Origin of the sequence: Salinispira pacifica (assembly GCF_000507245.1) — a bacterium.
Classification (GTDB): domain Bacteria; phylum Spirochaetota; class Spirochaetia; order DSM-27196; family Salinispiraceae; genus Salinispira; species Salinispira pacifica.
Genome location: NC_023035.1, coordinates 3712952 through 3739267, shown reverse-complemented (window position 1 = coordinate 3739267; position 26316 = coordinate 3712952). Strand labels below are relative to the sequence as shown.

The window sequence follows — 26316 nt, the reverse complement described above, 5'->3', positions numbered from 1 at the left end:
GTATTGGGATGAAAAAATTCTGGAAGAATCTCACATGGATGACCCCCGAACTTGAATTGGTTCGGGGGATCATTCTTGAGAGCATAGATCATTATCAGCTTCCAAACGACCGGATTCGGGAGGCCGCTCGGTCTCTTTTCGATCCGCCGGGGAAGATGATCAGACCCGGACTGCTGCTGTTATGTGCAGGCATCTTTTATGGACGGAAGCCGGAAAAAATTACCGCCTCTGTCCGAAATATGGATGCAGAACAGTTCCGGGGAGAAATTCAAAAAAATATACCTGATTTTTATAACTTCGAGTCGGTTAATCTGGAAAAGATCCCCTATCCGGGGGGGCTGCCCTTCAGGTTTTATCTTCTGGCGGCTGCAATAGAAGTATTGCACACCGCGACTTTGCTGCACGATGATGTACTCGACAATGCGGAGCTTCGAAGAGGAAGGCCCACTGCCAGCAAGCTCTTGGGTAACCGCCTCTCAATACTGTTGGGCGACCATCTTCTGACCATGGCTTTTCAGCTGGTGAGCGAATCTGCCAGCGTCAATTCCGCGCGGATTATCAGTCGTGTGGTGGGCGGTATCTGCAGGGGAGAGATGCTTCAGAACAGTCTCGCCTTCGATCTGGATGCCGGTGCGAGCCAAAGACTGTACAAGCAGAGAATTGCCGGAAAAACTGCGGTAATGTTCTCTCTGGCCATGTATATCGGTACCCGGGAAGCGCTTCAGCTGAGGCAGCAAGGGGAGTACGACGACGATCCCCGGAACGATCCCCCTGAGTGCAGATACATCCGGAGGTACGGCTACGCCAACGGTATGGCTTTCCAGATTATTGATGATATTCTTGATCTGGATATTCATGCGGATAACGGAAAAACCAAGGGCCAGGATCTCCGGGACGGAATTCTGACGCTGCCGATAATACGGCTCCTGAAGGAAAACAGTCTGGATGAGAAGCAGATCAGGGCTGTATGGAACGGCGACGTTCAGGTGGAAGGGATTCTGCGGGATCCGAAAATGGAACACGCCTGCAGATCCAGTATGGCCGAGGCAGAGCTCTACGCCAATCGGGCGGACAGGGCTCTTCACCGGGCTGAACAGCTGAGCGGACTTGACCTCTCGGAATTGAAAAATCTGACCGATTCATTGCTGACACGCCGGAGCTGATCCCCGATCTTCTCCGGCATATTTCTGAAAACGCCTATCGCTCTATCTCGGGATAGCGGTACAGCGGGATAAATCCCCGTACCAGATGGCTGGAAAGCCATGAGTCGGGTTTGATGTAGCGGTGAGATTTCATCCGCATGGCGGAATTTACCTGATTTCCATTGCTGTCTGTGTAGGTATCGGGCCGGTTCAGATTCATTTTTTCCAGAACCACACCCCGGGCGTAATTATAATGCAGATAGGTAATCTGGCCGTCCTCAGTCACCGACACAACAACGCCGGCATGGGTGTAGGGATCTCCCCACTTTCCGTTGCCGTCCCTGTCGTAGGTATCATCCCAGATAATTACATCCCCCGGATTGGGAAGGCTGGAAAAATAATTCAGATCATAGGCCTCACCCATATCGTGGAGACGTTTTACCCCGTTTCCGCTGTACAGGTGGAAATACTTAACGGGATTCAGACCCGCTCCCCAGTAGGCTGCCAACACTGTGCCTGTACAATCCTGGGCGAAATCTTTCCCCTGAACTGTAAGACGGTTTTTCTTGGTGAGGCTGATACCTGATTCAACGATCTGCTGCTGGATATTGTTGGGCAGGATGTAGCCGTCCCGCACATAGCGGTCTCCCAGCTGGGGGTGACTGCTTTCGATCACCTTGTCACCGTTTTCTGCGGATCCACGGCTGTCAGGAAGAGAGCTGATGTTACCCCGGGATTTCATCCTTGCGTCTGGATAGACGCTGTGACCGAAATCCAGGCTGGCACAAGACTGAAGCATCACCAGTATAAGGAAAAATACGGCGACTTTGACCCCTTTAAACTGTCTTATATGTATGCTGGTTCTTTTATCTTTATGGGCTCTTTTATCTATATGGATTGAACGAATCTTCATTCACTTACCTTTTCTGAAATCGTTGACCAATGACCTTCTGCTGGGTACCTTAGCAGCAACAGAAACGGAGTACACATGACACGTAAAAATATACTGCGCAGACCTCTGCCGTACACACATTTTAACGCCACACTGTACATTATAGTGCTGAATCTGGTTTTTTTCCTGATCACCAGTTTCAGCAGAGATGTTCAGATCACTCTTTCCATGGTTCCAGCGCTGGTGAACCGGGGCTACCTGTGGAGCTTTCTTACTTACATGTTCGTTCACGCGAATTTCAACCACATCCTGTTTAACATGATCGGCCTCTTTATTTTCGGAACCCAGGTTGAACATGAAATGGGAAGCTGGGAATTTATCATGTTTTATCTGGTAACCGGTTTTCTGGCCGGGCTGCTCTCCTATGGTATTTATATTCTCTCCGGGATACAGGTTGTCGCCCTGATGGGTGCCAGCGGAGCCCTGTATGCGGTGATGCTGGCTTTTGCAACCTATTACCCCAATGCGCGGATTTTCATTATGGGGATTATTCCCATGCGCTCGGTTACTCTGGTTCTGGTGTATGCGGGGATTGCCCTCATCAATCAGTTCGGAGGAATGAACAGCTCTGTAGCCCACATGACACATTTGGGCGGTTTTGTATTCGCCTTTCTCTATTTTTTGATCCGCATCGGCAGAAATCCCCTGGAGGCCTGGGGGTTGAAGGGCTGATCTTCAGCTGTGCCGCCGCAATCTGAATTGTATTTCATGCTCCTTGAGATCCCCGACGGCAATGCCGATATGGTTAAGAGGAGCAGAAACTGCCATGGTAAAAAAATTCCTCGCCCTGAGTATGATCTGGATGACTCTCCTGCCGGGAGTTTCCTTCTCCCAGGAAGCCGTATATCCTGATTTTTCCCAGCTTCAGGCCGTCTTCTGGATCAACAGAAGTCATGCAAACTCCTATGACGTACCTATCACAGAACAGATTCTCGCACCCACCGATGACCGGGAATATATCAGAGATCTTCTTGAGCTGAGCCGGCAATGGTTTTCCGGAATCATATACGGATATCAGTTCATCTACCGCCCCTCGGACCAGGTCCGTGAGGTATCGGAGATTTTCACCATTGAACCGGTACATCAGATTCCGTGGGGAGATGACGACCTGGAATATCTGGGGTATTACGAGGAGGATCAAAAAATAGAACTCTCTTTCCGGTACTTTCCCAAAGACTACGAGCGGTCACGGCTGAAGGCCTGGCGCTCAAGCAGGCTGCCGGATATGGTCGGTCAGGCGGAATTACCCGACAGAACCGATATGCAGAGCCGTATGGAATCATTTGATGAGGCGGTGAAGCAGGCGATCCGGAATTATTACCGGCAGGTAATTCCCAATAAACCCCGGGAGATCCGGGGGCGCATAGCCCTGAGGAACGTGCCCAGAAGTTTTGCCGACGGCGGACGGATATTTACCTCCCTTCGGGTGATCATAGATACCAAGGAAGTGCAGGAGTACCAGCACTTCTGAGATCAGGAGATGAGAAGCCTGCCGCTCTCAATAATTGCATAGTAGAGAAAAAAGCGGGGAATGCGGCTCAGGGATGCCAGCAGGTAGCCCGCCGCAGGTAATTTCAACATGCCCCCGATCCAGCTGATTGTGGAATACGGAAGGGGGGTAAGACCTGCCAGTACAATGGCCCAAAGCCCGTACCGGCGAATGAGCCGTTCACCATGTTCCCGGTAATAGGAGACGGCATCCTGGATCCAGGATATGTGGGAAAGCGCCCTGGCCAGGAAGAAGCCGCTCATGCCGCCCAGAATGGATGCTGCGCTCATTGTGAGAAGCAGGGGAACCGGCGGCCAGGTTGTGGTCAGGGGAAAAACAAGATCTGCAGTTGCCGGAACGATGAACGTATCAACTGCATATACAAACACCGCCACCCCGGCCAGCCCAAGGTGTTCTATGCTCCACAGGCTTAATTTTTGAAGCTCTTCCTGAAAAAAAATCCAGAGCAGAATATACACCATAAACACCAGGGTGAAAAATGCAGCGGTTTCCAACAGAACCCGCCGCAGGCTTTTGTTCTTATTCAGGGATTTATTATCTGATTTCATTTCGTCTGGCCCCGTTACCTCATAATGGTTCATGAACGGGGAAAGAGCGCATCTATTGCTTTCATATCCGTTTCTGAAATGTTAACCCCGCTGGCTTTCACGTTATCTTCCAGCTGCTGAACGCTTGAGGCTCCGGTGATCACCGAGCTGATCCCCGGCTGCTGAAGTATCCACGCCAGTGAAAGCTGAGCGATGTTCATATCATATCTGTCTGCCACTTCTCCCAGACCGTCAATTTTTTTCAGGAGGTTTTCATCCTCCAATTGGTCTTTCATGAACATATTCAAGTTCTCATTGGAGCCTCTGCTTCCCGGAGGAACCTTTCCTTTGGAATATTTTCCGGTGAGCAGTCCCTGTGCCAGAGGGGAAAAATTCGCAGTGCCCATTCCCAGCTCCACGGTTGTGGGGAGAATATCAATTTCAAGATTGCGATTCAGAAGGTTGTAGATGGGCTGATTGATCACAGGAAGGTGCCAGCCCCGCTCCCGGCAGATATTGACCGCCGCCCTGATTTGTTCCGCCTTCCATTCGCTGGTGCCCCAGTACAAAATTTTACCCTGACGGATTGAATCTTCAATAGCTTCCAGGGTTTCCATGAGCGGAGTCTCTTCATCAAAACGGTGGCAGTAAAAAATATCCACATACTTGAGCTTCAAGCGGTCGAGGCTGCCCTGAATTGAATCTGTAATGTGTTTTCTGCTCAACCCCCGGTCGGTGGGGTGATCGCTCATGGGCCAGAACGCTTTGGTGGCAATCACATAGTGGCGGCGGTTGTATTTGGGCAGAATCTGACCCAGAAGTTTCTCCGCTTCACCCCGGGCGTACACATCCGCTGTGTCGATATAGTTCACCCCCAGCTCAAACGCCTTCCGAATAATTTCCTGGGCATGTTCCAGTTCAACCTGGTTTGCGAATGTGAGCCAGGATCCGTAGGCAATTTCACTGACCTTCAGTCCGCTGTTGCCGACTCTTCTGTATTCCATGTTCGCTCCTCTTTTCTGTATGCTACAATGTGCAGGGCCGGAGGACAAGTTTTTATGAAGGAAAGTGATCTGTTCAATCCTTTGAAAAAATATCTCAGCGGACAGGGGTACCAGGTGTACAGCGAAGTGAAAAACTGTGACCTGGTAGCCACCCGGGGTGAGGAGATGCTCATCGTAGAGATCAAGGTCAGAATGAGTCTTCAGCTTGTTCTTCAGGCCGTAAACCGTCAGGAACTGAATGACAGCGTATATGTGGCGGTCCCCCTGACCAGCGGACGCTCATACCCAGCCAATTTTACCGGAATCAAAAAACTTCTGCGCCGCCTGGGGATTGGCCTGATATTTGTCCGGTTGATGAAAACCAAAACCAGGGTGGAAGTAGCTCTCCATCCACAGGATCCCCGGCTGTTCAACATACCCTCACGAAAACGGAATATTATACGGGAAATCAACGGAAGATATGCCGAATTCAACAAGGCCGGCGAGGCTGCAAAGGTTGAGAAAATAACCGCATTCAAACAACTGAGCATCCGGATTGCCGTGGAATTGAAAAACCGGGAAAGCGCATCTCCGGCGCAGCTGCAGAAAGCCGGGTTACCGGCAAAAACCGGCAGGGTGCTTTCCCAGAACGTGTACGGCTGGTTTGAGAGAGTTGAAAGAGGGGTGTACCGTCTCTCAGCTGCGGGAAATTCGGCCCTGGAAAGATATCCTGAGGTGATACGGAAAATCCCCTCAGGCTGAACATCCCTACCATTCTTCAAGCACATTCACATCCTTCGGGGCAGTATGATTCCGACCCCTTCCGGGAGGACGGGTTACCGGTTTCGGGCAACAATGTGTTTCAGCTTTTCGGTTTTGAACCGGCCCACAATCTCCTCGTATTTTTCGTTCACAATATCGGCTACTTTTTCCCAGGGCATATAAAGAAAGCTGTGAGCCCCCTCCCCGGTTGTTCTGAGAAGATCCGGCTGATCAAGAATAGACTTCAGCTTCTCACCGAATTTCTGTGTCTCATTGTCCGCCAGAAAACCTGATTTTCCGTCTTCTATACCTTTGGCGGTGGTAGCACCTGTGCAGAACAGGGTAGGAACTTTCAGACCTGCTGCCTCCCTGGTCGCAAGGGATGCATTGTCGTACATGGATGGAAACACAAAAAGATCTGCAGCGGCATACGCTTCACGGAGGGCATCCCGTTCATATATCGGTCCCATAAATTCGACATGCTGCGACAGTCCCGACTTTTTCACCATATGTTTCATTTCCCCGGCTTCACTGCCCGAACCCACGAAACGCATATTGAATGCTGTGCCCGACTCTTTCAGCATATTCAGGGATTGGAGCAGCATTTTCAGGTTTTTCACCCAACGGTGCTGCCCGACATAGAGAAGCACCGGGTCATTATTCCCGATGTTGAGCCGTTCCCGTCCCGCTGAAGCCAGATTTCTTCGCTCCTCTTCACCGGTGACCCCGATGTCGCTGCCGTTGGGAATTACATCAATATCACCCTTAAAACCGTACTCCCTGAAAGTCTCGATAATTCCTTCGTTGGGAACCCACACAGCATCGGCTTTTTCATAGAATCGCACCACCATCTCGACCGCCTGATCAACTGTTACATCCAGCTTCATAATGCTGGCAAAATCGTCCCGGTATTTTGAGTGGAAGGTGGCAACCATGGGAATTTTTCTGGTGCTGGCCAGGTTATATGCGTAGTTGCCGCTTACGAACGGGCAGTGGGCGTGGACGAGGTCAAACGGAATTTCATCGATGATTTTATTGAAGCTTCTGTCGATTCTCGGTATGCCCAGACGGTAGGGACCGGAACGCTGCAGAGGAAGAGACATAAAACGGAGAATGTTCTCCTGGTCATCCGTGTAATCGGGAACCTTTGGTCCTACTGCAAAACTGGGGCCGTGTTTTTTGTTTAACCAATATGCATAATTCGCTGCGGTAATGGCCACACCATCCATAATCGGGGGAAGACTGTCATTGAATTGTCCGGTTATTAACATTTTCTCTTCTCCTTGATACGTTAAGGATGTCATGAATATACAGATAATGGGAACCAGAAAAAATCGAAATACGCAAAAAGCTGAACGTTGGTTCAAGGAACGGGGAATCCCGTACCAGATCCGGCTGTTGAATGAGAAGGGAATCAGTCCCCGGGAGCTGGATGCCGTACTGGCGAAATATCCGGCGGAAGACATTCTGGATACCCAGAGCAAATCCTACACCCGGAAAGGTCTGGCATACATGGAATTCGATGCCAGGGAAGAAATTCTGGAAGAACCTCTGCTGCTTAAAATGCCCATCGTACGAAACGGTTCAAACGTGACGGTGGGGGTGGCGGATGATGTATGGAAAAACTGGGTGGAAAATACGTAACTGCAGATTCTCTGCGGTACATATCATCGAATACGGAGAAACACAGTGAATCTTCTCACATTAACTGCGCTTATGGTCACCACTCTGTTCTGGGGATCTTCATTTGTAGCAACCAAACTTGTACTGGAAGTCTGGCCCACCTGGGCCTATATGTTTCTCCGCTTTGCCGGCGCCTCTCTGGTATTTCTGGCAGCTCTGCTTTGGAAGCGGCGGCTTGCCATTCCCCGGCGGGTCATCCCCAGGCTGATGCTTCTCTCGGTTTTCCAGCCGGGGCTCTATTTCCTGTTTGAATCGTTGGGGCTGGAACGTACCAGTGCCGCCAGCTCCGCCATAATAATTGCGGCGATCCCTGCGGTGGTGGCCCTTGCATCGGCGTTTTTCCTGAATGAACGGCTGAGCCGGCGGGGGTGGATCGGTACGTTGTTATCCATAAGCGGGATTGGAATCATAACTCTCTTTGACCGGAATGCAGGAACCCAGGATGCCTCCCTGGAAGGAAACCTCTTTATTCTATTGGCGGTGCTGTCCGGAGCCGCATATATGCTGCTTTCAAGAAGAATATCCAGAGATCTTACTCCCCTGCAGACCACAGGGTATCAGATGTTTTTTGCAACCTTCTTTTTTCTGCCGGGATTTATTGTCCAGGGCGATGCTCTCATGCATACGGCGGTTCAATGGGAAATCCTCTTTGCCTTCGGCTTTCTGGTTCTGGGCGCAACCTTTGCGGCCTTTCTATCCTACAATTACGCCCTGAGCCGGATTTCTGCTCCCAAGGCTTCCATATTTATTAATGGCATACCGGTGGTCACCGTAATTGTGGGCTGGATTGTGCTGGGAGAAGGTGTGAACTGGGTGCAGATCGGCGGCGGAGCCCTGGCGGTGGGAGGATTGATGTATGCAAGCCGCCGGGAAACCGGTGAAATCAAGCTGGAAGCCTGAGCTGCGTCTGATACACCGTTTGAATGATCCTGTGTGTCTCTAATATTGGGCTCAACCGATTCCCGCCGGGCAGGAATAGCATATTATCACCATAAAAAATACCGATTCTTCTTGACCCTTACGCAACGTAATCCATTAGCATAGTAACCATGAAGACTGATCAGTTCTTAGGGGTATCCCGGTTGGCACGGCTGTCGGGGGTGAGCGTCCGTACGCTCAGGTATTACGATCAAATCGGTCTGCTTACTCCCCGGCACAGAGATGCCAACGGATTTGGTTTTTGCACGACGCAGTAATGATGTATTTTCAGCGCACATTCTCATACAATTCTCACAATAATGGGAATACAATGGGTGCATGAGTGCGCCAGTTCGGCGTTTGATATATAGCAGGGTGAGACACCCTGTCCGGTAAAGTTTAGCCAACAGCCGGTACTTAGCCTTGGAGCCGAAGCCGTGAGGTGAGGTTTAAGCGTAGGCATAGGAGTGTGAGAGCCATAAGCCGAAAGGTTGAACGTGATTGAGCCTCGTTAGTATAAGGATTGGGTGGTGATGTTTTTCATGTGACAGCAACCAGCAAGAAGCACTCGGAAAAGGCGAGAGTGCGGAGAACCCAACGGGGTCTGAGAGCATGGCGAGCACACAAGGTAGATCAAGCGTACCTGGGAGGGCTGAGGTCCTGTCCGTTGGACTAAGAGGGGACGTAAAGGCGAAGAGTCAAGAAACCTGTATGGGGCATCAGCAGTCGGACAGACTCATAGTAGTGATGAAACCGGTGAAAGTCGGTGGAGCGAAGGGGTTTGGGCATTAAACGTATTTCTTGTGGCCAACACCAGGAACACTGGAGGTTCTGAAAGAGTGGAAAACAGCTATGGGGAGTTGAGGAGGTTGTCGGAGAGTCACGCGAAGATGCAGACGCTCATGCACTATGTCAACAGGGAGAACCTGAAAGCAGAGCATCGGGCGCAGGTCAGAGGAAAAGCCGCAGGCATAGACGGAGCGACGAAGGAGAGCTATGAGTCCGGACTGGAAGAGCATGTGGATGCATTGCTTGGACGGATGAAATCCTTCAGTTACAGACCGCAGGCGGTGAGAAGAACATACATACCCAAGACGGATGGCACGGTACGACCGCTTGGAATTCCGGCGTATGAGGATAAACTGGTACAAGGAATAATGGCGAAGGTGCTGACAGAGATATATGAACCGAGGTTTCTGGACTGTTCCTATGGGTTCAGGCCGAACCGGAATTGTCATGATGTGATACGGGAAATAAACCAGACGATCATGACGAAGAAGATAAATTATATTCTTGATGCCGACATCAAAGGGTTCTTTGACAATGTTGACCATGAATGGCTGGTGAAGTTTCTGGAGAATGATATACAGGACAAGAATTTCATTCGTTATGTAGTAAGATTTCTCAAGGCGGGGATCATGGAGAATGGGAACGTCAGCGACAGTGACAAGGGGACTCCGCAAGGAGGACTTATTTCGCCGGTGCTGGCTAACGTGTATCTTCATTATGTACTCGACTTGTGGTTTGAGAAGGTGGCAAAAAGGCATCTGAGGGGTGAGACATACTTGTACCGATATGCCGATGATTATGTGGTATTATTCCAGTACGAGGATGATGCGAAAAGATTCTACGAGGTGATGCTGAAAAGGCTTGCAAAGTTCAAGCTAACGGTGGCCGAAGAGAAGACAAGGATCATTCCGTTTGGAAGGTACAAAGGAACCAAGGAGACATTTGATTTTCTTGGATTCACCCACGTGAACGCCAGTACAAGGACTGGTAAGTACACAGTCCTGCACCTGACAAGCAAGAAGAAGCTGAAGGCTAAACGCCAGAGCGCAAAACAGTGGATCAGATGGAACATGCATCGACCTGTCATGAAAATTGTCAGAGCACTAAGCCGGAAACTGGTTGGGCACTACAATTACTACGGGGTCAACGGAAATCTGAAAGGACTGTACAAGTTCTACACTTACATCAGATACACACTGTATAAGGTTCTAAGGCGTAGAGGCCAGAAGCACAAGATAATTTGGGAGACATTTGAAAAGATATGGAAATTAATACCAAGACCGAAAATTTGCAAAGACATCTGGCAATGGTCGAATGTTTAGTGCTGGGAGCCGTATGCGTTAGTTGCGCACGTACGGTTCTGGGAGGGGCATGCTCTCGTAACTCTCTTGATGAAGGAAGGCGATAGCATGTCTACTCTACAGACCATAAAAATCATCATGAAAGTGATTCTTATAATTACGGCATCGGCAGCAGGGCTGATACTTGCGGTCCTGCTGCTGAATATTCTCCCCGTCGCCCCCGGCGGGGGCGGGACCAATCCGATGAGGGTGGTGGAATCGGGGAGTGCTCATATTGTGCCCCACGGTGGTGCCAAGGAACTGTTCCCGGAAAACACCGTGTACAGCTACCGGCAGATTTATGCCCGGGGCTGGGATACATTCGAAATTGATCTGGTGCTCACCTCAGACGGGGTGCTGGTAACCCATCATGACCTGGATATTGAAGCAACCACCGGGGTGGAGGGGGTTCAGCTGGCAGATCTGCAATACAGTGAACTGCAGAACTATAACTTCGCAGCGAACTTTGTGAACCCCCGGGGTGAAAGGCCCTTCGCGGATCTCTCTTCCCTGCCGGATGAAATTTCAGATCAGATGATTCCCGCCCGGCTGGAAGATCTGTTTCAGGAATTTCCCGACAGCTACTACATACTTGAGTTGAAGGATACCGTTGATGCAAGCGGCTCCTCACGGGCTGAAGAGGCGTCCGCTGAACTTTTAACACTGATCGAAAAGTATTCAATGCAGGACCGGGCGATCGTCGCCAGTTTTGATGATCAGGTAATCCGGGAGTTCCGGGAACGCAGCGGCGGGGAGATCCCCACCGGAGCAGCCACCGGTGAAACGCTCACTCTCAGTGTACTGAGTGCACTGGCATTGGATTTCTTTCTTGTTCCCGAATACTCGGCGGTAATGCTGCCGGTGAAAGACCGTATTTATCCGGCCGAACGGGAGATTATTGAGAATCTGCCCGCCCCCCTTCGCCGAGCTCTTGCAAGCTATGATCCTGATGAAGATATGTACTATACCAACCTTGCCAACAGGAGAATGGTACAGGACGCCCACAGAAAAAATCTGGCTGTGTTTTACTGGACGGTAAACGATCCGGAAACCATGAAGTATCTGATTGATCTGGGAGTTGACGGGATTATTACCGACAGACCGGATATTCTTTCTGAAATACTCGGAACAGCTGCTCGGGACTGATGTGCCGCCCTGTGCGGCACTGAGCGGCCGGAAAAGAGCTTCTTTCCGGAGAGTTTGTCCCAGGCATCTTGAAATCCCGTAAACAGGGACTATTATTAGAATATGAAAATTTACCGAAATGCAGGCATGGTTCTGCTCATGCTGGGAATTCTTATGCTGGCATCCTGTGCCACCATCAGCGAGAAGAGGGTTCAACAGGAAACCGATTCGTTTTTTCTGGCCCTGGATCGCGGCGATACCGAATACCTTTCCATGCAGACGGTCAGACCGTTCTTGTTCGAAACGGAAATACTGGTTTCCCCGGGGCTTGTGGAAGAACTGTGGATGAATCTCTCCTCTCTGGAATTCGAGGGTGCGGAGTTGAACAGAATTACCATCGTGGATGAGGATTCCCACCGCTATTTCAGCAGCAGCTGGGAGGCAGAACAGTGGTTCAGAAATTATGTGACCGACAGGGATGCACTGGTCTTTTATTCCTGGAAAAACCGTGAACTGGTAATTGTGATGGATCGTTCACGGAAGGCGGAAGCCCGTATTCTCGGCTTCGGGGAGGTACGGGAATGAACAGACGAAAGCTGTTTTTGCTCATTACCATATTACTTATCACCCAATCCCTTTGGCAGGTTATTTGGGCCACCGATGCCGATATTATTTTCTTTGACGGAAGCGTGGATGTGAAAACCGCCGCCGGTGAACTCATACCTGCTGATTTCGGTATGCGGCTGAAGCCCGGTGATGTGATAATCACCGGACTGGACGGTTTCTGTGAGCTTGAAGTAGGTGACGGATCGGTGGTAACCGTACAGCCAGATACCGCCTTCAGTATTCAGAATGCCATGCTGGGGGACTCGGAACCGGAAACCGTGTTCTCCATTGTGAAAGGGCAGGTGGGGTTCCGTTTTGACCGTCTTTCAGGAAAGGAGCCCCGTATACGCAGCGGAAATGCGGTTGCCGGAATCAGGGGAACAGAATTCACTGTGGTTTCGGGCACAGACGGACGGTCACTGTTCGTCATCAGCGACGGACTGGTGGAAGTACGTGCCGGCTCCGCCGGAGTGAACCTCTCCAGAATGGAAGCCGTTGAAGTCAGCCTGGACCGGGGTCTGGGTGAACGGTTCGCAGTGCTGGAGGATGAAATAAACTTTACCGACTGGCGAACCCAGGCGGACGCGGCGGCCTTTGAGAATCCCGGGAAAACGCTGTCGGATATGACCGGCCTTCTGATGGAGTATCTGGATAATGCGGAACATTTCTGGAATTCCTACCGGGAAGCGGATGCGGAACTTCAGCGTTTGGGGGATATGGTGATTGAGCTTCGAGAAGAAGGGGCGACAGATGAGGCCGATGAGATTGTTCAGCAGGAATATCAGCCTTTAAAAACCAGGGCCCTCCATCACGGGCTGAACTACCGCTATTATGCCCTTTCTGCTGTGAACCTGCGCCGTCATGTTGTCAGCAGTCTCTATGTGCATCAGCGCACCAGCGCCTGGGGTGAACCCCTGCCCGGAGAATTTCGAAGTGCCTATCGTGAATTCACCCGCCTCTATGAGGAGCGGCTGATTCGCTATCTTACAGACGCGGACATTTAATGTGCAGCATGGCGCTGTATAATCGCAACAGGAATCAATTGGAGGTCTTCATATGAATGCATTAAAAAAAACGGGCATTGCCCTTCGGGCAGCTGTTATTCTTGCTTCGGCAGCAGTGCTGCTGCTCGGCTCATGCGATCTTTTCGGAAACCTTTCTGAAAGCCGCACGGCAACGGAAACGGTGGAAGCCTTTCTGGACGATGCCAAGGCGGGGAACTGGGACAATATGTACACATATCTTTCGGTTGCCAACGGTAACCGGGACGAGCTGAAAGCGGGGGATATACTGAGCACCGCTTTTGAGGGCGACAGCGGAGGTATCAGCTACAGTATTGATACTGAAAACATTACCCAGGAAGAACGTGAGGGTTTCAACGCAACGGTTATTCCCGTATCGGTAACATATCCGGTATCTGATGAAAAACAGGAAGTATATGTTCTGATACCGAATACGTTAAACAAGAATCTGTATGAGATTCTCAGCTTCACCGTGGGGGGTGCAGAAGGAACCGTGTACTGATTACCGTGCAGAAGGCTCTGACCGCCGGTCAGGGCCTTTCAGGTATCCTCTTCATCCCATGTCCCTTTTCCCTGTCTGAGAAGCCGGGTCAAACCGTAACTCAGGCGGACAACGGTTGAGAGTTTGCGTTCCAGACTTTCACCCGAGTCGATGATCAGATCTATGCCGGGGATATCCTCAAGTTCCCACCCTTCTTCGAAGAGCTTTTCTTCGGCAAAACCCGGTTCTTCACTGTATACGTCCACCATATCCCTGCTGGCAGTGAGAGAAAACACGGGGACTCCCAGCTCCCGGACCAGTCTGATGGGAACCTGATGGTCAGGTACCCTGATCCCCACTTCCCGGCGTTTGACAGCGATCTTCTTTTCAATCTTCTTAATGGCATCCAGCACAAAAACATAGGGGCCGGGAATGTGCCGCTTGATGATCTTGAACACTGTGGTATCCAGATTGGAAACACTGCTGATCTGTGAAACATCGCTGCAAATCAGGGAGAACTGCGAGCGTTTGTCCTCCCTCAGCCTGCTGAGAGCCTCAAGACCTGCCTTTGACTCGCTTGAACATCCGATGCCCCAGCTGGAGTCGGTGGGATATGCCACCAGTCCGCCTTCTGCCAGTATTTTTGCGCCGTGGGTGATTACCCGGTCATCCGGGTCATGTGCCTGAACGTATCGGATCATTTCCTGTCTCCCTGGTGTACAGCTCCAGGCTCTGCCTGGGAATATGAACTCCATGCTCTTGGAACCGCTCCTGAATCTCCTGAAGAATGCTGTTTTTCAGCTTAAGAAAATCCTGTTTTTCGAACCAGACGCCGAAGAAGATGTTGATGCCATGTTCTCCATAGCCGTTATTCACAAACAGGGGTTCCGGATTGCTGAGACAGAAAGAGTTTTTTTCTGCAAGATCCAACAGAAGATCTTTTATTCTGGTGATGTTTTCATCGAAATGAATGAGGAGATTGATATCCAGACGGCGGATGGGAAACCGGGTGATATTCGTCACTTCGCTGTTTATCAGTTTTTCATTGGGGATGCGGATAAGAGTGTTTGAGAAGGTTCTGATTTTTACTGACAGCAGGTCAATGGACATAACAATGCCGGTCTTGTCTCCCACCTGAATGATATCATCAACTTCAAGGGTCTTTTCAGACATAAGGAACACCCCGCTGATGATGTTGGACACGCTGGTCTGTGATGCAAAACCAATGGCGATACCCGCAACACCGGCGGTTCCTAGAAGGATATTCAGATCCAGTCCTGCTTCCCGGAGTGCCATAAACAGAATAATGAATGCGCCGCTGTAGAATATCAGCTTCCGGGTGATCATCACCGTCTGGCTAGATGCTTTCTGCCGTATGCTTTTCACAATGAGTGATTTAATAATATTCAATATCACGAAGCCGATGAACAGAATCAGCCCCACCCGAATCAGGGTTTCCAGCTTTTCACCCTGGGTAAAAAAGTTCTGCAGATCTTTTACTATGGATTCCATTTTGCCTTCTCCAATCTGATTTGATCAATCTGATTTCTTCAGCCGCCGGTACGAATTATTTGGCAATTAGCTGCTGATATTTTTCAGGAAGCTGAAACTCTTGCTTAAAATATCCTGTTTTGCCCGTATGCGGGGGCTGCTGCTTTCTTCCCGCAATTCTTCGAATCGGGGTTTTTTGTCCCCGTAACTCACTTTGCTTGGCTGGGAATTGCCGTAAAAAGTAATACCTATTTCATTGGTCCAGAGGTTTTTGATTCCGCGGTAAACCCGGAGGTTTTCCCCATGTATGCATACATCCTGAACCGGAAGAAGTTCATGGGATTCATTCCGAATGAGTACCGGAGTTATGATGCTGGGAACCTGACTGTTGTCATGGTCGTTGAAGTCTCTTTTCGCAAGGGTGTTCAGTTTATAGCAAAGGAACCCCTCCAGAGAGCTTCCGAACCAGGTGTTTGTGAGCTCTTCAAGCGCAGCCTCAAGAATAGGAATGCGTTTGGAAGTGAAGAGAGATATTTCCAGCCACACCGGCATGCGGATGAAAAACCGGGCTTTCTGGCCGGGGAGGATGTTCACCGCCTGTTCGGGATTGACCAGTACGGGTTTATCCGATGGAAGGGGGGTGAACATGAGTTTGGAATTTTTGCCGTCACTGATGAACCGGTGCCATTCCACGTTATCCTCCCCGGGGGGGGGGGCGGATGAATCCTTCCGGTTTTGAATGGAAATATGCCATTCATCGGCATCCTTCAATGCCCGAATGCGGGTCTGAAAAAAGAGCCATTCATATTCCCGCTGATCGTCAATGTGCAGTTCCTGCCAGAAACGTTCCATATGTACTCCATATTTTATTTCAATTATTTCATAGTGTGCGTTTTATGATAGCATTGGCGATGATGAATGCACAGCACACAGTTTCAAACTTTATTCTCACACTCACCGCCCTGATTTGGGGCCTGGCGTTTGTAGCCCAGAGAGTGGGCATGGAATTTATCGGTCCCATGCTTTTCAACGGGCTGCGATTCAGCCTTGGACTTCTCACTCTTCTGCCCCTTTATTGGGTTGGTCGGATGCGCCGGAGCAGGCAGCCGGCGGCAGCAGCCGGGGCGACAAATTCACCCCGGTCAGTCTGGTTTTGGGGAATTACAGCCGGGCTGGCGCTTTTTGCCGGTTCCACCTTCCAGCAGATCGGTATTGTGTATACCACTGCGGGGAATGCAGGGTTTATTACCGGATTGTATATAATTCTTGTCCCCATTATGGGAATCGGCATGGGATCCAGGACCGGACCGCTTACGTGGGCCGCCGCAGGTACGGCATTAATCGGGTTGTATCTGATCTCTGTAAAGGGCGGGTACCTGCTTGCTCTTGGTGACCTCCTGGTATTTTTCAGCGCATTTTTCTGGGCCCTTCATGTACATATTATCGGCTTTGCGGCGTCCAGATTTGATGTTCTCATGTTATCGATTATTCAGTACGGGGTTACCGCATTGTTGAGTCTGGCAGGAGGACTGTTGCTGGAGCCGGTAAATTTTGAAGCAATTCTGAATGCAGGTCCGGCAATTGTGTATGGCGGGGTGATGTCTGTTGGCGTGGCATATACACTTCAGATAGTCGGGCAGAAAGGAGCGCATCCCGCCCATGCGGCAATCATTCTTTCTCTGGAGGGTGCTTTTGCAGCTCTGGGAGGATGGCTTATACTTGGAGAAACCCTTTCGCCGCGGCAAATGCTGGGTGCAGGGTTGATGCTGGGGGCCATGCTGGCAGTTCAGCTTGCTCAGCTGCTGAAGTCTCCCGGGGTGAACCCCCGCAGAAATAATGCACCACATCCAGACGGACGCTGAGGCGACCGAAAATACAGTTCAAGGAGTAACAGCATGTCAAAAACACAGCGGTACGAACCCAACCCATTGGCCGTGATCCGGCATCCGGAGTGGAGCAGGAGTTCCAGCATATATCAGATCAATATTCGTCAGTTCACCCCGGAGGGTACCTTCAATGCCGCTCTTGAGCATCTTCCCAGGCTGAAACGTCTGGGGGTGGAAATTCTCTGGCTCATGCCTATTCACCCCATCGGTGAGGAAAACCGCAAGGGAACTCTGGGCTCTCCCTATGCGGTGAAAGACTATTTCGGAGTGAATCCCGAGTTCGGTACAGCTGATGATCTCAGAAGCTTCATCCACACAGCCCATGACTCAGGTTTCCGGGTCATTCTGGACTGGGTCGCGAACCATACCGCCTGGGATTCAGATCTTGTGGATGAGCATCCCGAATGGTACATGCGAAACTGGAAGGGTGAGTTCATGCCCACGCCCTGGTGGGACTGGGATGACATAATCGAGCTTGATTATCAGCAGCCGGAGCTGAGAGAGTATATGACCCGGGCCATGAAATACTGGGTGAAAGAGTTCGATGTAGACGGATACCGCTGCGATGTGGCGGGCTTTGTCCCGACGGATTTCTGGGATCGGGTGCGCGGGGAGCTGGACCGGATAAAACCGGTTTTTCTCCTTGCGGAATGGGAGGCCAGGGATCTGCACTACCGTTCATTCGATATGACCTACGGCTGGCATTGGAACGAAACCATGCATCATATTGCCATGGGAAAAACTGATGTTCAGTCCCTGTTCATTTACTATTCCTGGAATGAAAAAGCCTTTCCCCACAGCGCAATGCGAATGCTGTTCGTCAGCAACCACGATAAAAACGCCTGGGAGGGCACAGAGTATGAGCAGTTCGGAGATGCTCTGGATGCAACCATTGCGTTATCTGTTGTGAGTGAAGGGATGCCGCTGATTTATAACGGTCAGGAGGCGGGGAATGAGCGACGTCTGTCGTTTTTTGAGAAAGATCCCATTCAGTGGAGAGAAGACCGGATGTTTGATTTCTATTCCCGGCTGATTCAGCTGAAAAAAAAGAATCCCGCACTGTGGAATGCTCCCTGGGGGGCCAGGATGGTCCAGGTTGTGAATTCTGAGCCCGGGTCAGTCTTCAGTTTCGTACGGGAAAAAGACGGCAACCGGATTTTTGCACTATTCAATTTCTCTTCAGAGAAAAAGAGCTGTAAAATACTCGATGGTCCTGTTCAGGGAACCTACCGTTGGTGGCAGGGAGGAGAACCAACCCCGCTGGAGATTGGTCAGGAGCGTAGCCTTGAGCCCTGGGGTTTTGAAATATGGGTTGGGAATTCATAAAAAATTCATGAAAGCAGATGTATACTGACGGATCTGCCGGGATGTTAGCAGGCAGAGCCGTACACATTCATTTTCGGAGAAGGGGGGATTCGAACCCCCGGTACTGACGAGCAGCACACCTGATTTCGAGTCAGACCCGTTCGACCACTCCGGCACTTCTCCTGAATTGACAGCCTACATGCTGAGGTGCTTTTTCGCAACCGTCCGCGGCCTGCGGGAACACCCGGCATGAGGGATAGAAGAAATGATCAGGAGGCGGGTGAAATGTCAGAAACAATGATGGGTGAAGGTGCAGGAAACTCAGAGCTGGGGTTCAGAAAGAAGAAAATGTTTCTGCTGGGCTTTGGTTTTCTCGGTGTTTCAATAATCTGGTCCATGTACAACGCATATGTTCCGGTATTTCTCCGGGACAGCTTTAACCTGAAGTTCACGCTGGTCGGCGGGATCATGACCTTCGATAATATTCTGGCCATTCTGCTATTGCCGTTTCTGGGTGCTCTCAGCGATAAAACCCGCAGTCCCCTTGGCAAACGCCGGCCATATATTCTGATCGGAGCACCTCTTGCGTTAATCTTTTTCATTCTCATCCCCATTGCAAATTCGTATCAACGCCTGGGGCTGATGATGACCACCATCATCTTCATGAATATTTCAATGGCTCTGTTCAGAAGTCCGGTGATAGCCCTGATGCCGGATATCACCCCGTCAAAACATCGCAGTGAAGCTAACGGTATTATCAATTTCATGGGAGGCGTCGGGGCACTCCTTGTATTTTTCGGGGGTAAGCCGCTCTACGACAGCAGTCCGGCTCTGCCCTTTGTGGTGGGCGGTTCAGTGATGTTTGCGGCAAGCATGCTGGTGGTGCTGTTTATCCGGGAAGATAAGCCGTACCGGGGGGAAGCCCAGCAGAAAAATATCTCCTTCAGAAAATCCCTGGGTGAATTGAAAGACAATCTCAGAGATGTGATCAAAGGGGAAAAGAGTCTTCTTTTTACATTAAGTGCCATTTTTCTCTGGTTTGTGGGGTTTAACACGGTGGAAACCTTTTTCACCAGTTATGCCAAATTTTATATGGGGTTGAGTGAAAGCACCGGAGCCCTGATTCTGGGTTTTTATTCCGCAATGTTCATAATCATGGCCATACCCGCCGGTTTTATCGGAAGCAAGTTCGGTCGCCGACGTACCATCACCTTCGGTCTTCTCATGCTGATAGTGCTATTGATTACCGCAGTCTTTTTCCGCACATTTCTTCCGGTGGCCATCCTTTTCGCCTTTGCAGGGGCGTTCTGGAGCATGGTGAATGTGAACTCCCTTCCCATGGTTGTGGATATGACTGTCAGCGAAAAAGTGGGCGGGTACACAGGGCTGTATTATTTCTTTTCCCAGGCGGCGAATATTGTTGCCCCTCCCCTGGGCGGAGGGGTAATGGATCTTGCCACAGCGGGAGGTGAACGGCCCGGGGGCTATGTTGCGCTGTTGATTTTCGCCTCGGTATTTTTTGCGGCAGCCATGATTATTATGCTCTTTGTCCGCAGGGGTGAGGCGGTGAATTCAGATGAATAAAACCCCGATACTGGCGCACAGGGGCTATTCGGCACAATTCCCGGAGAACACGCTGAAAGCGTTCCGTGAGGCGCTGGAGCAGGGTGCTGACGGCATTGAACTTGATGTACAAAAAACATCCGACGGCGAGTTTGCGGTAATCCACGATCCGGATATGTATCGCCTATTCGGGGAACAGCACCGGATAAATCAGGTTACGATGTCCAGCCTGCTCTCTTCCCATTCAGACCCCGAACTCTCTGTCCCCCGTCTGGATCTGTTGCTTGAGGAACTCAGTCGTGACGCAGCTCCGGGAACCATCATCAATGTTGAGCTGAAAAGCGAAACCATAACAGCAGAGGATTTTCCCCGTCTGAATGCCATGTTACAGCCGTGGACGGGGCACTACCGTTTTGTCATTTCTGCCTTTAATCATCAGCTTCTGGTGAATTTTGCAGCCGGGGGCTACAGGGTGGGAATGCTGGTGGGGGAAGAGCACCGCAAGGGGGGAATCCCGGCCCTGGCGTCAGCCATCAGGCGAATTAGACCATTCTCCATTCATCTTCCCCGGCAGATTTTTCACGAGCTGGGGCCGGTACCCCGTTTTCTGCTGTTTATGTATTTGCGGATCCACAGGGTGAAAATTGTATTCTGGACGGTGAACGGCAGGCGGGAATTTGAACGGCTGGCCAGGCTCAGCTGGGCGGTGATCAGCGATTATCCCCGGAAGGATCTGCTGGAACTTCCCTGATGCTGAACAGCGGCGGAGCTGTTCCGTATTCCCGGTATTCTTCAGGACTGATCCGTTCTCTCAGCAGCATAATCCGCATAATGCTTTGCATCCGGATAAACCAGCCGGGGCTTATCGCACCCGCTTCGTAATACCTGTGATATCGTTTCGGTGACGGCAGAATGCTGGCAAGCCACACCGCCTGACCGGGATCCAGATCAGATGCATTGATGTCGAAGTAATAGCGGGCGGCTGCCTGAGCGCCGAAAATTCCCGGACCGAATTCAACGATATTCAGGTACAGTTCAAGTATCCGTTCCTTGGGAATGTGGAAATACTCTTCCATGGCGTAGACGAGCAGCACCTCCCTAAGTTTCCGGCTGTACTCCCTGTCGGAACTGAGATACAGGTTTTTCATCAGCTGCATGGACAATGTTGATGCGCCGAAAATAATCTCCCCCTCCCTGAGGTTTCTTGCGATGGCATTGCTCACACTGTCCCAGTAGACTCCGTTGTGGAAGAAAAAGCTCCCGTCTTCGGCGCTGAGGACCGCACCCACAAGATAGGGCGAAATCTCATCCACATGAAGATATTCAAGCTTTTCCCCTTCCCCGACTGTGTTCTGAGCCTCCTCCGGCGCCTCCGCGGATTCATTCTCTTCTTCGTCCCTGCTTTCATTGTCGGTGTTCGTTCCGCCCAACGGACCGTTATCGAAGAGTTCCCAGTGAGTGTTTACCCAGGTTGTGCTGCGTTCGCTGTGTTTCAGCATCCAATCCATATCCGGACGGCGGTACGCAGGCAGCTCCATCACGGCCCGGTATTCCGAATCGGGGTCGCTAATCTCCAGCGTACCTCCCCGGGCCAGAAGCTCCATGTTATAAGGCAGCTGATCCAGCTCCATATCTTCAGGAAAAACTGAAAAATGCCAGCTGGTATTCCCCAGGCTGTAGGTGGGAATGAATATATTGATATTTCCCTTCATCTGTCCCTTCAGCTGTATGGAATTCAGGGTACCCAAAAAAGAGGAAGGAATAAGGTTGAACGCTGACTGTAGTGGGACTTCATCCAATCGGGCGAAAATATTCACCGATGCAGGGAGAACAGTGAACCTGCCGGGAGATCCACCGGGCCGTGGGAGAAAGCCTTTAATATCGATAATGGGAGAGAGACGTATGCCGTTGAGGCTGAATCGGCCGTCCCGGATGAGAAGTCTTCCCCTGGGAGGAGTTGCCACCGGATAGGATGCGGTAAAGGGTTTGGGCATGGTGATCCGTTCGAAGGGTGAAAACCGGCCGGTGAAGCGATAGCTGCCATGGTATTTTTCCAGAATGCTGCTGAATTCCAGTTCCGTTTCCAGGGAAAAATCTACCGGGCTCAATGTGGATACTGTGCCGGAGAGCCGTATGGTTCCCCCAGGCAGCGTACCTCCCTCATTGGAAGCATCAGATTCTTCTTGGGGAAAGAGCCCGGCGGCTGCAGAATACACCTGTGCAGCCTGTGGGAGGAAATCCAGCATGACCGAAACGGGAAGCTCCAGCGAGTATTCAAGGGCCAGCCGCTGCCTGGAATACTGTATCAAAGCGCTGAGAGAATTGGGCTCTCCGTGCTGCCACCCGAGGCTGATGCTGCCATCGCCCCTGTTATGGGAAAAAACCGTTTCACCCCCCGTCAAGATACGTCGAGGCAGGAGAGACCTGGTATCGGGATCATCCAGCCATTGCCAGAGGGACAAGGGGTTGGACATCAGCCGGGAGTAGGAAGGAGGGGCCGGGATGCCGGAATCGCCGGAAAACAGCAGTCTCCATCCCCAGCGGGTGATGGGAAGCCGTATCTTCAGATGACGGATTTCCGGGAAAGAGGCGGTACTCCCTGCTGATTCCAGGGTGATAGTTCTGATGTTTATGGCGCCGAAAAGTCCCAGGCGCGGCATGGATACATCCAGCCCCGGGGGTATGGATGCGCTGATTGCATTCCAGATCGAAGGAATTATGACGGTGTTCGCAGTTATTACCGCACCCGACCAGAGAACGGCCGCAAGGAGAAGAGAAAGGAGAATAAAACTGGCAATTCGGGGTAAACGTGCTTTTTTCATGGAATTATGTACCGGATATTCTACTGTATCATTTTATGGAAATAATTTACTATCTCTCTGCGGAGAGTGGGAATGAAAAAGGTTTTAGTTACAGGTGCAGACGGAATGCTCGGCAGCCATATCTGCCGTGATTTACTAGACCGAGGTTATGCCGTACGGGCGATGATTCAGTCCGGCAGGGAAACCGGTACCATTGAGGACCTGGATGTGGAACGGGTTACCGGAGATCTTCTTTCCCGGGAGGACGTGTACCACGCCGTCCAGGGTGCGGATTATGTTATCCATACCGCCGCCAACACCCAGATCTGGCCGGGCCGGTCCGAACTGATATGGAAAATCAACTTCGATGCAGTGACCTATATTGCTGATGCGGTGCAGGAATACGGCATCAGCCGCTATATTCATGTGGGTACGGCCAACTCTTTCGGTCCCGGTACCAAGGATGCCCCGGGTACCGAAGAAAACGGGTACACCGATCACCGCTACCGTCTGGATTATCAGGATTCAAAGCATGCCGCCCAGGAGTATCTTCTCCAGAGACATAAGCTGGAGGGGTTGCCGGTGCTGATTCTCAACCCGGGTTTTATGCTGGGTGCATGGGACAGCAAGCCCGGAGCAGGGGAAATGCTGCTGGCGATCCACGAAGGGCGTACGCCGGGGTATGCTCCCGGAGGGAAAATGTATGTTGCGGCCTCGGATGTTTCCCGTACTGCGGCAGATGCGTTGACCGCAGGTCAGGAAGGGGAATGTTATATTCTGGGAGGGGAAAACTTATCCTACCGGGAAGCATTTGCAATGATGGCTGAAGTAACAGGTTCTTCAACACCTTCATTGAAAATACCCGCCTTTGCCGTGTGGCTCTACGGACTCTGGGGTTCTGTTTCCGCAGCGATTCTCAGGAGAGAACCGAACCTTTCCCTGGCCATGGCACGAATTTCAAATGCTGACTGCTACTATTCCAGCAGAAAGGCCCGTGAGGAACTGAATTTTTCCCCCGGTCCGGTAAAGGACGGGATGAGGGCCTGCTTCGAATGGCTGCAGAAACACGGCTATACAAAAACGGCCACATGAAAAACCCAAGCCCCCGCTGAAGCGGTGCACTTTCATGGCGGGGAAAACGTGACCCGGAAGGGTGCCGAAAGCCAGGAGAATGAGATGAACCATCAAATCAAGTCAACGCAGCAGGATTATTTCCGGGGAAAGGTTGCTCTGGTGACCGGCGGCGGAAAAGGTATCGGCAGGGAAATTGCCCGGCTTTTCGGAGCAGCGGGATGCAGGGTGGCCATTACCGGAAGGGATCCGGATGCCCTGGATCGTACCGCTCAGGAGTTCCGGAAAAACGGGATTGAGATCCTTACGGTTTCCGGGGATGTAAGCAGGGTCGATGACTGCAGGCGTGTCATTTCCAGGTGTGTTGACGGGTATGGTCAGCTGGATATCCTTGTGAATAATGCGGGAATGACCATGCGGGGAATGTTCAGGGATATTTCTCTGGAACTCTTTCACGGGATCATGGATGTGAATTTCCGGGGTACGGTGAACATGACCAAACTGTCGCTGGATGAGCTGGAAAAAAGCGGCGGGTCGGTAATTTTCATATCCAGTCTGGCGGGACTGAAGGGGCTGCCGGGGGTATCTCCCTACTGCAGTTCTAAAATGGCCCTTACAGCCCTGGGTGAATCCCTGCGATCCGAGTATGGAGGAAGAGTTCATTTCGGTACATTGTATGTATCATTCACCGAAAATGATCCGGAAAAAACCATGTATAACGAGAATGGTGAGCTGATTCCCCTGAAACGGGATAAAACTGCAAGCAGTCAGAATGATGTTGCCCGCTCGGTTCTGCGGCTGGTACACAAGCGCAGAAGGTACGCAGTGATGACCGCCGGGGGAAAGCTTATTAAACTGGTGTATGCCCTGTTCCCGAACCTTGCGGAAGCCCTCATTACCCGGTTCGCAGGGGGCAGCAAGCTGTATGCCTATGACAGGCTGGATGCACGGGATTGAAACTTAAACCGCGGTTCACACCTCCGTTTTTTCAGATTCTCTTATCTCTGGCTCTGCCCATAGCGGCACAAAGTCTTCTGGAGTCTTCCGTCAATTTTCTCGACACCTTTATGATCGGACAATTGGGTGAAGAGAGTCTGGCTGCCGTCGCCCTGGGAAATCAAATCTATTTTATTGTACTTCTCATGCTTTTCGGAATCAGTTCCGGGGTGGGTATTTTTGTATCCCAATACTGGGGAAAAAAGGATGTTCCAAGAATCCGCCAGGTGATGGGGATTGCTCTTCAGCTTTCCCTTGCGGGATCCGGACTGATAGCGTTGTTTGCCCAGCTGATCCCTGAGGAACTTCTGAAAATTTTCACCGACGATCAGCGGGTTATCGAGCTGGGGGTTTCGTATCTCAGAATAGCATCCATATCATATCCTCTTACATCAATTTCCATAAATTTTGCCATGGGAATGCGTTCCTGCGGAGAGGCCAGGCTTCCCCTTGTTGCCACCGCAGCCGGGCTGGTGATAAACGTGATTCTCAACTATATACTGATATTCGGACAGCTGGGTTTTCCTGCCCTGGGAGTGAGCGGTGCAGCTCTGGGAACCCTTATTGCCAGGTTTTTTCAAATGCTACTGATTATCCGGTTTGCCTATGCCCGCAAACTTCCCATGGCGGGCTCCTGGAAAGAGTTTACTGCCCGGGACAGGCTGATGTTCCGAAAAGTGATGAAAACCGCATTTCCCGTAATTCTGAATGAAATCGGATGGTCTGTTGGAATTTCCCTGTTCAATGCGGTGTTTTCCCGGATCGGGACCGATGTCTTTGCAGCCAGAAACATTGCAGACACCATATTCAGACTGCTTCTGGTATTCAGCATAGGGGTGGGCAATGCGTGCTATATCATGATCGGCAACGCCATCGGTTCGGGAAGGCCCAGGCGTGCCAGAACCCTGGCGGCGAACTACACCTATCTTGCACCGGTCCTTGGTGGAGTGACCGGAATAGTTCTTGCAGGGCTTGCGGGAATTATTCCCGGATTTTTCAACGTGTCCCGGGAAACTCAAATCCACGCAAGGAATTTTGTCTATGTGATAAGCCTGGTTCTCCCTTTTAAATCCCTGAGTCTGGTGCAGATCGTGGGAATTCTCAGAGGCGGAGGAGATACCCGGTTCAGTCTCTATCTGGATGTCGGGGGTGTCTGGCTTATCGGGCTTCCCCTTGCGTATGCATCGGGGCTGCTCTTCGGCTGGCCTCCCATGCTTGTGTTCTTTCTGGGAAGTTCCGAGGAGATTGTAAAATCGGTAATCGGTCTTTGGCGCACCATACAGGGGAAGTGGCTTAACGACCTCACCCGTTGAGGCTCGGTTTCCGGATGCTACATTCGGGACTCAATCGGGAATTCTCTCAG

At 51.1% G+C, this 26316-nt stretch carries 27 protein-coding genes and 1 tRNA gene; 19 read left to right on the top strand and 9 right to left on the bottom strand.

Translation table 11 applies throughout. The features are described 5' to 3' along the window. Positions 1-8 precede the first annotated feature (8 nt). Positions 9-1163 (top strand): polyprenyl synthetase family protein, encoded by a 1155-nt coding sequence (locus L21SP2_RS17755; protein WP_024269693.1) that lies wholly within the window; start codon positions 9-11, stop codon positions 1161-1163. Positions 1164-1197: 34 nt separating this feature from the next. Here L21SP2_RS17755 and L21SP2_RS17750 read toward each other — a convergent pair whose 3' ends face one another. Continuing rightward, positions 1198-1941: a CHAP domain-containing protein gene (locus L21SP2_RS17750; RefSeq protein ID WP_169730506.1), complete on the bottom strand. Its 744-nt coding sequence runs from the start codon at positions 1939-1941 to the stop codon at positions 1198-1200. Between the two features lie 189 nt (positions 1942-2130). On the opposite strand from L21SP2_RS17750, the gene L21SP2_RS16315 reads away from it, so the two are divergent. Together L21SP2_RS16315 and L21SP2_RS16310 are read left to right on the top strand one after the other, a co-directional pair. Next, positions 2131-2766: a rhomboid family intramembrane serine protease gene (locus tag L21SP2_RS16315; protein ID WP_041401771.1), complete on the top strand. Its 636-nt coding sequence runs from the start codon at positions 2131-2133 to the stop codon at positions 2764-2766. Positions 2767-2860: 94 nt separating this feature from the next. Continuing rightward, the gene (locus L21SP2_RS16310) at positions 2861-3565 is read left to right on the top strand and encodes a hypothetical protein (protein ID WP_024269689.1); all 705 of its coding nucleotides are present in this window, start codon (positions 2861-2863) and stop codon (positions 3563-3565) included. A gap of 2 nt (positions 3566-3567) precedes the next feature. Here the strand turns inward: L21SP2_RS16310 and L21SP2_RS17745 are convergent, their stop codons facing one another. Both L21SP2_RS17745 and L21SP2_RS16300 read right to left on the bottom strand, forming a co-directional pair. Further along, entirely contained in the window at positions 3568-4152 is a 585-nt protein-coding gene (locus L21SP2_RS17745; RefSeq protein WP_024269688.1) for a YqaA family protein, read from the bottom strand. Positions 4153-4181: 29 nt separating this feature from the next. Further along, positions 4182-5135, bottom strand: coding sequence for an aldo/keto reductase family protein (locus L21SP2_RS16300; RefSeq protein ID WP_024269687.1), 954 nt, complete (start codon positions 5133-5135; stop codon positions 4182-4184). 54 nt (positions 5136-5189) lie between these two features. On the opposite strand from L21SP2_RS16300, the gene L21SP2_RS16295 reads away from it, so the two are divergent. Next, positions 5190-5876: a DUF2161 domain-containing phosphodiesterase gene (locus tag L21SP2_RS16295; protein WP_024269686.1), complete on the top strand. Its 687-nt coding sequence runs from the start codon at positions 5190-5192 to the stop codon at positions 5874-5876. 74 nt (positions 5877-5950) lie between these two features. On the opposite strand, the gene L21SP2_RS16290 is transcribed toward L21SP2_RS16295, so the two are convergent. Beyond that, positions 5951-7147, bottom strand: coding sequence for a glycosyltransferase (locus tag L21SP2_RS16290; RefSeq protein WP_024269685.1), 1197 nt, complete (start codon positions 7145-7147; stop codon positions 5951-5953). A gap of 31 nt (positions 7148-7178) precedes the next feature. On the opposite strand from L21SP2_RS16290, the gene L21SP2_RS16285 reads away from it, so the two are divergent. The 8 genes from L21SP2_RS16285 to L21SP2_RS16250 all read left to right on the top strand — a co-directional run bounded on the left by L21SP2_RS16285 (position 7179) and on the right by L21SP2_RS16250 (position 13861). After that, on the top strand, positions 7179-7520 hold the full coding sequence (locus L21SP2_RS16285; protein WP_024269684.1) for an arsenate reductase family protein: 342 nt from the start codon (positions 7179-7181) through the stop codon (positions 7518-7520). Between the two features lie 45 nt (positions 7521-7565). Further along, the gene (locus L21SP2_RS16280) at positions 7566-8459 is read left to right on the top strand and encodes a DMT family transporter (RefSeq protein ID WP_024269683.1); all 894 of its coding nucleotides are present in this window, start codon (positions 7566-7568) and stop codon (positions 8457-8459) included. Between the two features lie 149 nt (positions 8460-8608). Then, on the top strand, positions 8609-8755 hold the full coding sequence (locus L21SP2_RS19320) for a MerR family DNA-binding transcriptional regulator (protein WP_081719675.1): 147 nt from the start codon (positions 8609-8611) through the stop codon (positions 8753-8755). A 525-nt stretch (positions 8756-9280) separates the two neighbouring features. Further along, complete coding sequence (gene ltrA / locus L21SP2_RS16270) at positions 9281-10588, top strand: group II intron reverse transcriptase/maturase (protein ID WP_211233422.1); 1308 nt, start codon at positions 9281-9283, stop codon at positions 10586-10588. Between the two features lie 87 nt (positions 10589-10675). Then, complete coding sequence (locus L21SP2_RS16265) at positions 10676-11752, top strand: glycerophosphodiester phosphodiesterase family protein (RefSeq protein WP_024269682.1); 1077 nt, start codon at positions 10676-10678, stop codon at positions 11750-11752. A 102-nt stretch (positions 11753-11854) separates the two neighbouring features. Beyond that, on the top strand, positions 11855-12316 hold the full coding sequence (locus tag L21SP2_RS16260) for a hypothetical protein (protein ID WP_024269681.1): 462 nt from the start codon (positions 11855-11857) through the stop codon (positions 12314-12316). Continuing rightward, complete coding sequence (locus L21SP2_RS16255) at positions 12313-13341, top strand: FecR family protein (RefSeq protein ID WP_024269680.1); 1029 nt, start codon at positions 12313-12315, stop codon at positions 13339-13341. Before L21SP2_RS16260 ends, L21SP2_RS16255 begins: the two co-directional genes overlap by 4 nt. 52 nt (positions 13342-13393) lie before the next feature. Then, on the top strand, positions 13394-13861 hold the full coding sequence (locus tag L21SP2_RS16250; protein ID WP_024269679.1) for a hypothetical protein: 468 nt from the start codon (positions 13394-13396) through the stop codon (positions 13859-13861). A gap of 38 nt (positions 13862-13899) precedes the next feature. Here the strand turns inward: L21SP2_RS16250 and L21SP2_RS16245 are convergent, their stop codons facing one another. From L21SP2_RS16245 to L21SP2_RS16235, 3 genes are all read right to left on the bottom strand, one after another. Then, positions 13900-14541 carry an L-threonylcarbamoyladenylate synthase gene (locus L21SP2_RS16245; protein ID WP_024269678.1) on the bottom strand — a complete coding sequence of 214 codons (642 nt, stop codon included), beginning with the start codon at positions 14539-14541 and terminating at the stop codon, positions 13900-13902. After that, the gene (locus L21SP2_RS16240; RefSeq protein ID WP_024269677.1) at positions 14516-15352 is read right to left on the bottom strand and encodes a mechanosensitive ion channel family protein; all 837 of its coding nucleotides are present in this window, start codon (positions 15350-15352) and stop codon (positions 14516-14518) included. The genes L21SP2_RS16245 and L21SP2_RS16240 overlap by 26 nt, the downstream gene beginning before the upstream one ends. A 66-nt stretch (positions 15353-15418) precedes the next feature. Next, positions 15419-16183: a hypothetical protein gene (locus L21SP2_RS16235; RefSeq protein ID WP_024269676.1), complete on the bottom strand. Its 765-nt coding sequence runs from the start codon at positions 16181-16183 to the stop codon at positions 15419-15421. Between the two features lie 59 nt (positions 16184-16242). Here L21SP2_RS16235 and L21SP2_RS16230 point away from each other — a divergent pair, with 59 nt between their 5' ends. Together L21SP2_RS16230 and L21SP2_RS16225 are read left to right on the top strand one after the other, a co-directional pair. Next, positions 16243-17193, top strand: coding sequence for a DMT family transporter (locus L21SP2_RS16230; RefSeq protein WP_024269675.1), 951 nt, complete (start codon positions 16243-16245; stop codon positions 17191-17193). A gap of 33 nt (positions 17194-17226) precedes the next feature. Continuing rightward, positions 17227-18543 carry an alpha-amylase family glycosyl hydrolase gene (locus L21SP2_RS16225; protein WP_024269674.1) on the top strand — a complete coding sequence of 439 codons (1317 nt, stop codon included), beginning with the start codon at positions 17227-17229 and terminating at the stop codon, positions 18541-18543. Positions 18544-18617: 74 nt separating this feature from the next. On the opposite strand, the gene L21SP2_RS16220 is transcribed toward L21SP2_RS16225, so the two are convergent. Beyond that, a tRNA-Ser gene (locus L21SP2_RS16220) sits at positions 18618-18705 on the bottom strand. A 102-nt stretch (positions 18706-18807) separates the two neighbouring features. Here L21SP2_RS16220 and L21SP2_RS16215 point away from each other — a divergent pair. Together L21SP2_RS16215 and L21SP2_RS16210 are read left to right on the top strand one after the other, a co-directional pair. Beyond that, a complete protein-coding gene (locus tag L21SP2_RS16215) occupies positions 18808-20106 on the top strand; it encodes an MFS transporter (protein ID WP_024269673.1) in 1299 nt (432 codons plus the stop codon). Next, complete coding sequence (locus L21SP2_RS16210) at positions 20099-20836, top strand: glycerophosphodiester phosphodiesterase family protein (protein ID WP_024269672.1); 738 nt, start codon at positions 20099-20101, stop codon at positions 20834-20836. The genes L21SP2_RS16215 and L21SP2_RS16210 overlap by 8 nt, the downstream gene beginning before the upstream one ends. Here L21SP2_RS16210 and L21SP2_RS17740 read toward each other — a convergent pair. Then, complete coding sequence (locus tag L21SP2_RS17740) at positions 20796-22907, bottom strand: biosynthetic peptidoglycan transglycosylase (protein ID WP_024269671.1); 2112 nt, start codon at positions 22905-22907, stop codon at positions 20796-20798. The genes L21SP2_RS16210 and L21SP2_RS17740 overlap by 41 nt on opposite strands. A 72-nt stretch (positions 22908-22979) precedes the next feature. On the opposite strand from L21SP2_RS17740, the gene L21SP2_RS16200 reads away from it, so the two are divergent. The 3 genes from L21SP2_RS16200 (at position 22980) to L21SP2_RS16190 (ending at position 26266) form a co-directional block, all read left to right on the top strand. After that, positions 22980-23978: an NAD-dependent epimerase/dehydratase family protein gene (locus tag L21SP2_RS16200; RefSeq protein WP_053335736.1), complete on the top strand. Its 999-nt coding sequence runs from the start codon at positions 22980-22982 to the stop codon at positions 23976-23978. 84 nt (positions 23979-24062) lie between these two features. Then, entirely contained in the window at positions 24063-24914 is an 852-nt protein-coding gene (locus L21SP2_RS16195) for an SDR family NAD(P)-dependent oxidoreductase (RefSeq protein WP_144083042.1), read from the top strand. Further along, entirely contained in the window at positions 24911-26266 is a 1356-nt protein-coding gene (locus L21SP2_RS16190; protein WP_024269668.1) for an MATE family efflux transporter, read from the top strand. The genes L21SP2_RS16195 and L21SP2_RS16190 overlap by 4 nt, the downstream gene beginning before the upstream one ends. Positions 26267-26316 lie beyond the last annotated feature (50 nt).